This is a genomic window from Flavobacterium channae (genome assembly GCF_021172165.1).
Classification (GTDB): Bacteria; Bacteroidota; Bacteroidia; order Flavobacteriales; family Flavobacteriaceae; genus Flavobacterium; species Flavobacterium channae.
Window position 1 is genome coordinate 1,492,780 of the sequence record NZ_CP089096.1, and the last position, 12,491, is coordinate 1,505,270.

9 protein-coding genes are annotated in these 12,491 nt (G+C 32.5%); 6 read left to right on the forward strand and 3 right to left on the reverse strand.

The window, feature by feature from the left end:
- Nucleotides 1–71: 71 nt before the first annotated feature.
- A complete protein-coding gene (locus LOS89_RS06905; RefSeq protein WP_231834557.1) occupies nucleotides 72–1,250 on the forward strand; it encodes an acetyl-CoA C-acyltransferase in 1,179 nt (392 codons plus the stop codon).
- An 89-nt stretch (nucleotides 1,251–1,339) separates the two neighbouring features.
- Nucleotides 1,340–2,101 carry a C40 family peptidase gene (locus LOS89_RS06910; protein ID WP_231834558.1) on the forward strand — a complete coding sequence of 254 codons (762 nt, stop codon included), beginning with the start codon at nucleotides 1,340–1,342 and terminating at the stop codon, nucleotides 2,099–2,101.
- A gap of 36 nt (nucleotides 2,102–2,137) precedes the next feature.
- Here the strand turns inward: LOS89_RS06910 and LOS89_RS06915 are convergent, their stop codons facing one another.
- Nucleotides 2,138–3,244 (reverse strand): tetratricopeptide repeat protein, encoded by a 1,107-nt coding sequence (locus tag LOS89_RS06915; protein WP_231834559.1) that lies wholly within the window; start codon nucleotides 3,242–3,244, stop codon nucleotides 2,138–2,140.
- Between the two features lie 53 nt (nucleotides 3,245–3,297).
- Entirely contained in the window at nucleotides 3,298–5,856 is a 2,559-nt protein-coding gene (gene gyrA, locus LOS89_RS06920; RefSeq protein ID WP_231834560.1) for a DNA gyrase subunit A, read from the reverse strand.
- Between the two features lie 256 nt (nucleotides 5,857–6,112).
- Between gyrA and LOS89_RS06925 the strand changes: the two genes are divergently transcribed.
- The 4 genes from LOS89_RS06925 (at nucleotide 6,113) to LOS89_RS06940 (ending at nucleotide 10,812) form a co-directional block, all read left to right on the forward strand.
- On the forward strand, nucleotides 6,113–8,665 hold the full coding sequence (locus LOS89_RS06925) for an ATP-dependent Clp protease ATP-binding subunit (protein WP_231834561.1): 2,553 nt from the start codon (nucleotides 6,113–6,115) through the stop codon (nucleotides 8,663–8,665).
- Nucleotides 8,666–8,745: 80 nt separating this feature from the next.
- Complete coding sequence (rimK, locus tag LOS89_RS06930; RefSeq protein WP_231834562.1) at nucleotides 8,746–10,113, forward strand: 30S ribosomal protein S6--L-glutamate ligase; 1,368 nt, start codon at nucleotides 8,746–8,748, stop codon at nucleotides 10,111–10,113.
- Between the two features lie 3 nt (nucleotides 10,114–10,116).
- On the forward strand, nucleotides 10,117–10,296 hold the full coding sequence (locus LOS89_RS06935) for a GldL-related protein (RefSeq protein ID WP_231834563.1): 180 nt from the start codon (nucleotides 10,117–10,119) through the stop codon (nucleotides 10,294–10,296).
- Nucleotides 10,297–10,812: a DUF421 domain-containing protein gene (locus tag LOS89_RS06940; protein WP_231834564.1), complete on the forward strand. Its 516-nt coding sequence runs from the start codon at nucleotides 10,297–10,299 to the stop codon at nucleotides 10,810–10,812.
- 67 nt (nucleotides 10,813–10,879) lie between these two features.
- Here LOS89_RS06940 and hutH read toward each other — a convergent pair whose 3' ends face one another.
- Nucleotides 10,880–12,382 (reverse strand): histidine ammonia-lyase, encoded by a 1,503-nt coding sequence (hutH, locus tag LOS89_RS06945; protein WP_231834565.1) that lies wholly within the window; start codon nucleotides 12,380–12,382, stop codon nucleotides 10,880–10,882.
- Nucleotides 12,383–12,491 lie beyond the last annotated feature (109 nt).

The following is a 12,491-nucleotide window of genomic DNA, read 5'->3' on the forward strand; positions in this document are numbered from 1 at the left end:
ATCAACGAGAACGTTATCTTAATTCGAATAAAAATAGTAATTTCGCAATTCAAATAAAAAACCTATCTATCATGAACAAAAAAGTAGTTATTGTTTCTGCCGTAAGAACTCCAATTGGAAGTTTCATGGGAGCTTTATCTAGTGTACCTGCTACTAAGTTAGGTGCTGCTGCCATAAAAGGCGCTTTAAATAAAATAAATTTAGATCCTAAATTAGTTGACGAAGTTTTAATGGGTAATGTAGTTCAGGCTGGAAATGGCCAAGCTCCTGCAAGACAAGCAGCATTGTATGCTGGTTTATCAGAAAGTGTAGCTTGTACTACTGTAAATAAAGTTTGTGCTAGTGGTATGAAAGCCGTTATGCAAGGTGCTCAAGCTATCATGGCTGGCGATGCAGAAATTGTTGTTGCAGGTGGTATGGAAAACATGAGTTTAATTCCTCATTATGTACACTTAAGAAATGGTGTGAAATTTGGACCTACTTCAATGGTTGATGGTATGCAAAAAGACGGTTTAACTGACGCATACGATAACAATGCTATGGGTGTTTGTGCCGACTTATGTGCCACAGAATATAATATTACAAGAGAAGATCAAGATAATTTCGCAATTCAATCATATGAGCGTTCAGCAGCTGCATGGAATGCTGGTAAGTTTGACGCAGAAATTGTTCCTGTAGAAGTTCCTCAAAGAAGAGGTGATGCTATTATTGTTTCTAAAGACGAAGAATATACTAACGTTAAATTAGTTAAAATTCCATCTTTAGCTCCTGTATTTACAAAAGAAGGAACAGTTACGGCAGCTAATGCTTCTACAATTAATGATGGTGCTGCTGCTTTAGTCTTAATGAGCGAAGAGAAAGCTCAATCTTTAGGATTAACACCATTAGCCTATATTAAATCTTATGCAGATGCTGCTCAAGAACCAAAATGGTTTACAACAGCTCCTGCAAAAGCATTACCAAAAGCTTTAGACAAAGCTGGTTTATCAATTTCTGATATTGAATATTTCGAATTTAACGAAGCATTTTCTGTTGTTGGATTAGCTAATGCTAAAATCTTAGGATTAGATAACGATAAAGTAAATGTAAATGGCGGTGCTGTATCTTTAGGTCATCCTCTAGGATGTTCTGGAGCTAGAATTATTGTTACATTAATTAGTGTTTTAAATCAAAACAATGCAAAATTAGGTGCTGCTGCAATTTGTAATGGTGGTGGTGGTGCTTCTGCAATTGTAATTGAAAGAGCATAATTTATAATTTTTACTAATGATGAATTTTGAATTTTAACTACATTTGTAATTAAATTCTTAATTCATCATATTTTTATTCACAGACCTGCATGTTTGGAATTTGTAATTTAGCCATAGTACCTGTAAGAGCCGAAGCCAGCGACAAAAGTGAACAAGTTTCGCAATTGCTTTTTGGTGAACACTTTAAAATTATCGAAATGACCTCAAAATGGGCTCAGGTAGAAATTGCATACGATAGTTATGTAGGTTGGATTGACAGCAAACAATTTCAAGTAATTAGCGAAGAACATTATAATATCTTAAACGATATTCCTATAGTTCTAAATGCTGATTTAGTGGAATATATCACTACTCCTAACAATCAACTTACTTCAATTACCTTAGGCGCATCATTATCATTTTTAGACAATGAAGAAATAAACAACCAAAAATACCATTTTGAAGGTGTTAAAGTTTGCGGTAAAAAGAATAAATCTGAATTAGTTAAAACAGCATTTATGTATTTAAATGCACCTTATTTATGGGGCGGAAAAACTCCTTTTGGAATAGATTGTTCGGGTTTTACCCAAATGGTTTATAAATTAAATGGTTACAAACTTTTACGAGATGCATCGCAACAAGCGACTCAAGGTGAAGCTTTAAGTTTTATTGAAGAAAGTGAGCCTGGTGATTTAGCTTTTTTTGATAACGAAGAAGGCAATATCATCCACGTAGGCATTATGATGGAAAACAACTACATTATTCATGCTTCAGGCAAAGTTAGAATTGACAGATTAGACCATCTTGGAATTTATAATGCTGAAACCAATCGTCATACACACAAACTGAGAGTAATTAAAAAAATCATATAAAAAAATCCCGATTTTTAATCGGGATTTTTTTATTTATTAATTTATTGTTTTTGCTTTTTCTGGTTGACCAACAATTTCGTATGTTAATTTTAAAATACTTTTAATATTGGCATCAGATGGGTTTATTGAATAAGCCTTTTCCAAATCAGGTAAAGCTTTTAAAAATATTTCTTTCCTTTTTAATGTTAATTCATCATATTTCTTTTTATCAGATCTAGAATTATTTATTTCATTGACCAATTTATCATCTTCCTTTAAAAATGAATAACCTGAATTAAAATAAATTTGAAATTCACCTTGTTTTAATTCTTGGTCATTAGGAGCTAATTTTCTAGCTTCAGAGTAAGTTGATTTAGCTTTTTCTAGTTCTCCATTTTGAGAATAAACAAGTGCTAAAATTTTTAAAACATCAGCTTTTTTTGTTATATTTTTTACATCCTTCGGTTTTTCATGAGAACCTAAGCCAATCATTTGTGTTCTATCAGCTTTAGAATTGAATTCCTCTTCGGAACCACTTGCTTTATTAACTGCATAAAAAGTAACACCATTATTCAAATAATCACTTTTAGCATACTCTTCATATAATTTCTCTGCTAACTTATAATCTTCAGCTTGTATTATTAGAATACATGCGTTTTTAAGCGACTTACCCTCTTCTTTTGGGTCAAAAGTGTACAATGAATAAAAAATTGCTGAAGCTTCCTTGTATTTTTTAGTATTATTCATACTCATTGCAAGTGCAGATAAAGTCTTTTTGAATTCAGCTTTTTCTTGAATTAACTCATCAGTATAAATCTTTTTACCTGATTTTTTTTCAAATTCTAAAGTTTCATCAATTACAGCACCATATTGTTTAATAAAATCTGGGCTATATAAATTCATTTGATCTTGAACTGTTGCTTTGCTTCCTTTTGATGCCAAAACAACTGTTGGATACATTACTTTATAAAATTTAGCATATACCTTATCTGATTCTTCAGTTGCTAAATTTTGCAATGCATCACTTGCCGTTTTATACGTTTCTAAATCTTTTTCAGAAATAGTTTCTTTTGCATAAATTTTCTTTAATGTCTTTAACTCATCTTTTTGAGCAAAAGAAGCAACAGATACTAACATCGTTGCACTTAAAATTAGTTTTTTCATTTTAGTAAACTTGGTTAAACAAAAGCCCAAAATAAATTTGGGCCTTTTTATAATTATTCTTGTGTTTCTTCTTCAGAAGTTGTATCAATATCTGATTCTGATTCGTTATTAATAACTTCACCATTCTCATCTAATTCAATTTCTTCATCTTCACGAAGTACTTTTGTAACAGCAGCAATAGAATCGTTTCCTTTAATATTAATTAAACGAACTCCTTGCGTAGCTCTTCCCATTACTCTTAAATCAGAAACCATCATTCTGATAGTTAATCCAGATTTATTAATAATCATTAAATCATCTGCATCAGTAACATTGTTAATTGCGATTAAAGAACCTGTTTTTTCAGTAATGTTTAATGTTTTAACTCCTTTACCACCACGGTTTGTAATTCTATAAACATCTTCTCCATCATCATCAACAAGTTTTGTACGTTTACCATAACCGTTTTCAGTAACAACTAAGATTTGAGAATCGTTTACATGATCTTTATCGATAGAAACCAATCCAATTACTTCATCTTTTTCGTCGGCTAATGTAATTCCTCTTACTCCAGAAGCCGTTCTTCCCATCGGACGTGTTTTCTCTTCTTCAAAACGAACTAACTTACCTGATTTCACAGCAATTAAAACTTGACTGATTCCAGTAGTTAATTTTGCCCCGATTAATTCATCATCTTCTTTGATGGTGATGGCATTAATTCCATTTTGACGTGGACGTGAATATTGTTCAAGCGGCGTTTTCTTCACTTGACCTTGTTTCGTAGCCATAATCACATAATGACTGTTGATGTAATCTTGGTCTTTCAAGTCTTGAGTACAAATAAACGCTTTTACTTTATCGTCTTGTTCAATGTTAATTAAGTTCTGAATTGCACGGCCTTTACTTGCTTTTGTTCCTTCTGGAATTTCATAAACGCGCATCCAATAACATTTACCTTTTTGGGTAAAGAACATTAAATATTGGTGATTCGTTGCTACAAATAAATGCTCTAAGAAATCTTGATCTCTTGTTCCAGCTGATTTTTGCCCAACTCCTCCTCTATTTTGTGTTTTGTATTCTGATAATGAAGTACGTTTGATATAACCCGCATGAGAAATTGTAATAACTACACTTTCATCTGCAATTAAATCTTCTATACTTACGTCACCACCTGAATATTCAATTTGCGAACGACGCTCATCTCCATATTTATCTCTTACTTCAGCTAATTCATCTTTAATTACCTGCATTCTCATTTCTTTGCTTGCCAATAATTCTTTCAAATAAGCAATCAATTTCATGATTTCTTCATACTCAGCACGCAATTTATCTTGCTCAAGACCTGTTAATTGTCTTAAACGCATTTCAACAATAGCACGCGCTTGAATTTCTGATAATTTGAAACGCTCAATTAATTTTGCTCTAGCTTCATCACCATCTTTAGAAGCTCTAATAATTTTGATTACTTCATCAATATTATCAGATGCAATGATTAAACCTTCTAAAATATGTGCTCTCTCTTCTGCTTTTCTTAAATCATATTGTGCTCTACGAACTACAACATCATGACGGTGTTCTACGAAATAATGAATCAAATCTTTAAGATTCAATAATTGAGGACGACCATTAACCAATGCAATGTTATTTACACTGAAAGAAGATTGTAATTGAGTAAACTTATAAAGTGTATTTAAAACTACGTTTGGAACGGCATCACGTTTTAATTCGTAAACAATACGCATACCATTTCTATCCGATTCATCTCGAATGTTCGAAATGCCTTCAATTTTCTTTTCATTAACTAAGTCGGCAGTATGTTTAATCATATTTGCCTTATTCACCTGATAAGGAATTTCAGTTACGATGATAGCTTCTCTACCATTTACTTCTTCAAAACCAACTTTAGCACGCATTACAATACGACCTCTACCAGTTTTGAATGCTTCTCTCACTCCTTCGTAACCATAAATAGTTCCACCAGTAGGGAAATCAGGTGCTTTGATGTGATTAATTAATTCATCAATTTCAATATCATTATTGTCAATGTAAGCTAAAGTTCCATTAATAACTTCTGTTAAGTTGTGAGGCGCCATGTTGGTTGCCATACCTACCGCAATACCCGAAGCTCCGTTAATTAATAATGTCGGGATTTTAGTTGGCATAACCGTTGGCTCTTGTAACGTATCGTCAAAGTTTAACTGAAAATCCACTGTTTCTTTATCGATATCAGCCAACATTTCTTCAGAAATCTTTTTCATTCTGGCTTCGGTGTAACGCATTGCTGCTGGACTATCACCATCGACAGAACCAAAGTTACCTTGACCGTCAACCATTAAGTAACGCAAACTCCATTCTTGAGCCATACGTACCATTGCATCATATACAGAGACATCACCATGAGGGTGATATTTACCTAAAACTTCTCCAACAATCCTTGCCGACTTTTTGTGGGCTCTGTTCGAAAGAACTCCTAATTCATACATTCCGTATAAAACTCTACGGTGTACAGGCTTTAAACCATCTCTAACATCAGGAAGTGCACGTGACACAATAACAGACATCGAATAATCGATGTAAGCTGATTTCATTTCATCCTCAATGTTAATAGGAATTAACTTTTCTCCTTCTGACATAAGTATTTATATTAAAATTATATATTAGTACTAAAACGTGCCAATATACGGCTTTTTGAACTTTTAGCACAAATTTTAAACCACTTATTTCGAATTTTTATTAACAATTTTGTTTACAAAATTGGTTATAAAATGAAATACAATTTCTTTCATTTTTAATTTTTTTTTTGTCATTTAGCATGACAGTACTTTTAGAGGCACGGTTTTTGAAAAAACACTAATAAATTTGTAATTTTACAATCATTACTATATTATTATGGACGATAATTTTTCACCAAGAGTTAAAGATGTAATTACCTACAGTAAAGAAGAAGCTTTACGTTTAGGTCATGACTTTATTGGTACTGAACATTTAATGCTCGGGATACTAAGAGACGGTAATGGTAAAGCAATAAATATTTTAAACAACTTAGGAATAGATTTATCTCATCTAAGAAAAAAAGTTGAAATTCTGAGCCCTGCCAACCCTAATGGAATTCAAAATTTAGAAAAACAAAATTTACATCTTACTAGACAAGCCGAAAGAGCTTTGAAAACCACATTTTTAGAAGCTAAATTATTCAATAATTCTGAGATTAGCACAGCACATCTTTTGTTGTGTATTTTAAGAAATGAAAATGACCCTACAACAAAATTATTGAATAAAATCAAAATAGATTACGAAACCGTTAAAGAGCAATATACAGCCATGATGACAAACGAAGACGATTATTTAGAAAATTTACCGAAAGCAGAATCGTTCAACGATGATAACGGAAATGATGAAGGTATGAAAGACAGTGGCTTTAGTAACACTCCTCCTTCTGGAAGCAAAACAAACAAAAAGTCTAAAACTCCTGTTTTAGATAACTTTGGTCGTGACTTAACTGAAATGGCTGAAGAAGGGAAACTTGATCCAGTTGTGGGTCGAGAAAAAGAAATAGAAAGAGTTTCTCAAATTTTAAGTAGAAGAAAGAAAAACAATCCGCTTTTAATTGGAGAACCAGGAGTTGGAAAATCAGCAATTGCTGAAGGATTAGCATTGCGAATCATTAAGAAAAAAGTATCTCGAAACTTATTCAATAAACGTGTAGTTACACTTGATTTAGCAAGTTTAGTTGCTGGTACAAAATATCGCGGTCAATTCGAAGAGCGAATGAAAGCTGTAATGAATGAATTAGAGAAAAACGATGATATTATCTTATTCATTGATGAAATCCACACTATTGTTGGTGCTGGTGGCGCTACTGGTTCGCTTGATGCTTCAAACATGTTTAAACCTGCTTTAGCTAGAGGTGAAATTCAATGTGTTGGTGCAACTACTTTAGATGAATACCGTCAATATATTGAAAAAGATGGCGCATTAGAAAGACGTTTTCAAAAAGTAATTGTAGAACCAACATCTGTTGAAGAAACAATTACCATTTTAAATAACATTAAACCTAAATACGAAGATCATCACAATGTTATTTACACACCAGAAGCTATTGAAGCGTGTGTTAAATTAACAAATAGATATATGACAGACCGTTTTCTTCCAGACAAAGCTATTGATGCTTTAGACGAAGCTGGCTCACGTGTTCATATCATCAATATCGATGTTCCAAAACAAATCTTGGAATTAGAGAAAAAATTAGAAGAAGTTCGTGAATTAAAAAACACCGTTGTTAAAAAACAAAAATATGAGGAAGCAGCTAAACTTCGTGACGATGAAAAACGAATCGAAAAAGATTTAGCAATTGCTCAAGAACAATGGGAAGAAGATTCTAAAAACAACAAAGTAACGGTAACTGAAGACAACGTTGCAGATGTCGTTTCTATGATGACAGGAATCCCAGTAAATCGTATTGCTCAGACTGAAAGTAATAAATTAGCTCACTTACCTGAACTAATTAAAGGTAAGGTAATTGGACAAGACGAAGCAGTTCAAAAAATCGCAAAATCAATTCAAAGAAATCGTGCTGGATTAAAAGATCCAAACAAGCCAATTGGTTCGTTTATTTTCTTAGGACAAACTGGTGTTGGAAAAACACAATTAGCAAAAGTTATAGCTAAAGAATTGTTCGATTCTGAAGATGCCTTAGTACGTATCGATATGAGTGAATACATGGAGAAATTTGCGATTTCTAGATTAGTTGGAGCGCCTCCAGGATACGTTGGCTATGAAGAAGGCGGTCAATTAACTGAAAAAGTTCGTAGAAAACCATATTGTGTAGTACTTTTAGATGAAATTGAAAAAGCACACCCAGATGTATTCAACATGATGCTTCAAGTTTTAGACGATGGTCATTTAACAGATAGTTTAGGTCGTAAAATCGATTTTAGAAATACAATTATCATCATGACATCAAACGTTGGTGCTCGTCAATTAAAAGACTTTGGTACTGGTGTTGGATTTGGAACTGCTTCAAAACAAGCACAAACCGAAGAACATTCAAAAGGAATTATCGAAAATGCCTTGAAAAAAGCATTCGCTCCAGAATTCTTGAATCGTATTGATGATGTAATTGTTTTCAATGCGTTAGAAAAACATGATATTGATAAAATTATTGATATCGAAATGGATAAATTGTATTTAAGAGTTAAAGATTTAGGCTATACGCTTGTTCTTTCTGAAAAAGCAAAAGATTTCATTGCTGATAAAGGTTTCGATAAGCAATTTGGAGCCCGTCCTTTAAAAAGAGCTATTCAAAAATATGTGGAAGATGCTCTTGCTGAGGAAATCATCACACATAAAATTCATGAAGGCGACCAAATTTTCATGGATTTAGATGAAAATAGTCAAGAACTCAAAATAGAAATCAAAAAATTAGAAGAACCAAGCTCATAGCTTGGTTTTTTATTTTTATGTAATTTTAAAATTATATTAAAAAAAATACTACATTAGATTCTTAATTTATTTCAAAAAAGATGTTAGACAAAGTTATTGTAGGTAGTGAAGAATGGTGTTCCTTCCCTACTTTAGGAATTCCAACAATTAAAGCTCGTGTTGATTCGGGTGCTAAAACTTCTGCACTTCATGCAATCAATATCGTTACATTTGAAAAAGACAGTGAAAATTGGGTTAAATTTGACATCAACCCAATTCAAAATAATGCTAAAGCAGTAATTCATTGTGAAGCTCCTTTAGTAGACAAACGCGTTGTTAAGAGCTCGAGTGGCTATAGAGAACAACGTTATGTTATTAAAACAAAACTCGAAATTGGTGGAAAAACTTGGGAAATCGAAGTTACACTTACCAACCGTGACTCAATGGGATTCCGTATGTTACTTGGTCGTGAAGCAATGTCAGGACGAGTTTTAGTTGACCCAGAACAACGCTATCTTTTAGGACAACCAACTACTGAAAAACTTAAAGAGTATTACTACGCTTCAAATGAATCTAAAAAAGGATTAAAAATAGGCTTATTAGCAAGTAATCCTGAATTATATAGCAACAAACGAATTTTAGAAGCCGGAGAATTAAGAGGCCATGAAATGCACTTCTTAAATTTGAAGTATTGCTACATGAAATTAGATGCAACAAAACCTGAAATTCATTATCGTGGAGGAAAAGTATTAAATGATTTTGATGCGGTAATACCTAGAATTCGCCCAAGCATGACCTATTACGGTTGTGCGTTAACGAGACAGTTTGAAGCATTAAAAGTATTTGCTTTAAACAATTCTGCTGCTATAAGTCAATCAAGAGATAAATTATTTTCTTTACAATTACTATTAAATAACGGAGTTGATATTCCTACAACAGGATTTGCTAATTCACCATTAGATACAGACGACTTAATTAAGATGGTTGGTGGTTCCCCATTAATTGTAAAATTATTAGAAGGAACACAAGGAAAAGGAGTTGTTTTAGCCGAAACTAAGAAAGCTGCTGAATCCGTTATCAATGCCTTTAAGAGCTTAAATGCAAATATTTTAGTTCAAGAATTTATTAAAGAAGCAAACGGTAAAGACTTGAGGTTGTTTGTGGTAGATGGTAAAGTTGTTGCGGCAATGCAAAGAGAAGCAGCACCCGGAGAATTTAGAGCAAACATTCATATGGGAGGAACTGCATCTGTAGTAAAAATTACTTCAGAAGAAAAGAAAATTGCCATTAAAGCAGCCAAAGCTATGAACTTAAAAGTTGCGGGTGTTGATATTATTCGTTCGTCAAAAGGGCCTTTATTGTTAGAGGTAAATTCATCTCCAGGACTTGAAGGAATTGAAGGCGCAACACAAAAAGACATTGCAGGAGAAATGATCAAAGCAATTGAGAAAAACTTTAAATGGAAATAGTTTATGAAAAAGCAATTTAAAATACCATTGGTTTTATTTCTTTTTGGAATGGCAATCACAACTATTGGCGCACTCTTCAAAATAATGCATTGGCCAGGTGCTAGTTTATTGTTAATTGTTGGAATGCTAACAGAAGCCGCTGCTATACTTGCTTTAATCGTGACTATTTTAAAGAAACAATAAATGAATCAATATGTTGACATCATCGTAAGAAGTGTTGCAGTTTACTTTTTTATGCTAATTGCTTTACGCATTTTTGGTAAAAAAGAACTTTCTCAACTAAATACTGCTGATGTCATCTTAATTTTATTGATTAGTAATTCAGTCCAAAATGCAATGGTAGGTTCGAACACTACATTGTATGGAGGGATAATTGCAGCTTTTTCGCTTTTCTTAATCAATTTTATTTTTAAGAAAGTGATGCTGAAATCTAAATTAATTAAAGAATTAGTTCAAGACAAACCCGAAATTTTAATACACAACGGAAAGATTGAATTTAAAACCCTTGCTCGATTAAGAATTACATCAGAAGAACTTGAAGAAGCCATGCGTGAACACGGAATTGAATATTATAAAGATGTAAAATTAGCCATGTTTGAAATCGATGGTAATATCAGTATTATTTCAGGAAATGAAAACTTAAAACAAACTCACCATAAGAGAAAAGTTCATAAAACATTAGGAGAATTAAATAATTAAAAAAGTTTTATTCATATAAAAAAAGCTCAAGTAAATCTTGAGCTTTTTAATTTTATAATACTTTGTCTTAATCTTCCATTTCTATTTGAAAACTATTCAAAAACGAAACTGATTTTTCTATATCATAATGTAAAATTCTATCTTCTGATACAAACGGAACTTCCTCGCGATACGATTTCACAAAACTTTCAATAAACTCGCTTGATTTCAATGGTCTTCTGAATTCTAATGCTTGTGAACCGTTTAATAATTCGATTGCTAAAATACGTTCTACATTTTCAACAATACGTAATGTTTTTGTAGCTGCATTTGCTCCCATACTCACGTGATCTTCTTGACCATTTGATGAAACAATACTGTCGATACTTGCTGGCGTAGCCAATTGTTTATTTTGGCTTGCAATACTTGCCGCTGTATATTGTGGAATCATGAAACCTGAATTCAATCCTGGATCATTAACTAAGAAAGCAGGTAAATTACGTAATCCAGAAATTAACTGATACGTTCTTCTTTCAGAAATACTTCCTAATTCTGATAAAGCCATTCCTAAGAAATCCAAAGCTAAAGCTAATGGTTGTCCGTGGAAATTTCCACCAGAAATAATCATATCTTCTCCAACAAAAATATTGGGGTTATCAGTAACCGAATTAATTTCAGTACGGAATACTTTCTTCACATAATCAATCGTATCTTTTGAAGCACCATGCACTTGAGGGATACATCTAAATGAATACGGATCTTGCACATGAACTTTAGGTTGTGCAATGATTTCGCTATCTTCTAACAAATCGCGCATTCTTTCCGCAGTTTGTACTTGACCTTTATGTGGGCGAACTAAGTGAATTAAATCAGTAAATGGTTCTAATCTACCATCAAATCCTTCTAATGAAACAGCACTAATTACATCTGCTAAATACGAAATTTTCTCTGCTTTAATCAAACAGTAAACACCGTAAGCACTCATGAATTGCGTTCCATTCAATAAAGCCAAACCTTCTTTTGATTGTAAAACGATAGGTTGCCAACCAAATTTCTCTAATACTTTAGAAGCTGGTTGTCTGAAACCATCTACATAAACTTCACCTTCTCCTAATAATGGTAATGATAAATGCGCTAAAGGAGCTAAATCTCCAGATGCACCAAGAGAACCTTGTGTGTAAATTACTGGAAAAACATCATTGTTATAAAAGTCAATCAAACGTTGCACTGTTACTAACTGAACACCCGAATGTCCGTAGCTTAACGATTGAATTTTAAGCAACAACATGATTTTTACAATTTCAGAAGGTACTTCCTCTCCTGTTCCACATGCATGCGATTTTACTAAGTTTTCTTGTAACTTAGACAAATTCTCATTTGAAATTTTTACATTACATAACGATCCAAAACCAGTGTTAATTCCATAAATAGGTGTAGAATTGGATTGCATTTTATCGTCTAAATACTTTCTACATTTTTCAATGTTTACAATAGCTTCTTCTGATAATGCCAATTGTTTTCCTTGAAAAACAATGTCATTAATCATATCAATTGACAATAAATCTGAACTTATATAATGTGTAGTTTCCATACTTTTATTTTAAAAGCCAAAATTCTACAAACATTCGTGAAAAAGCAAATTAAACTCAAACAAAAATTATCAATAAAATAAAATTTAACAGATAAATATTATAATTTAT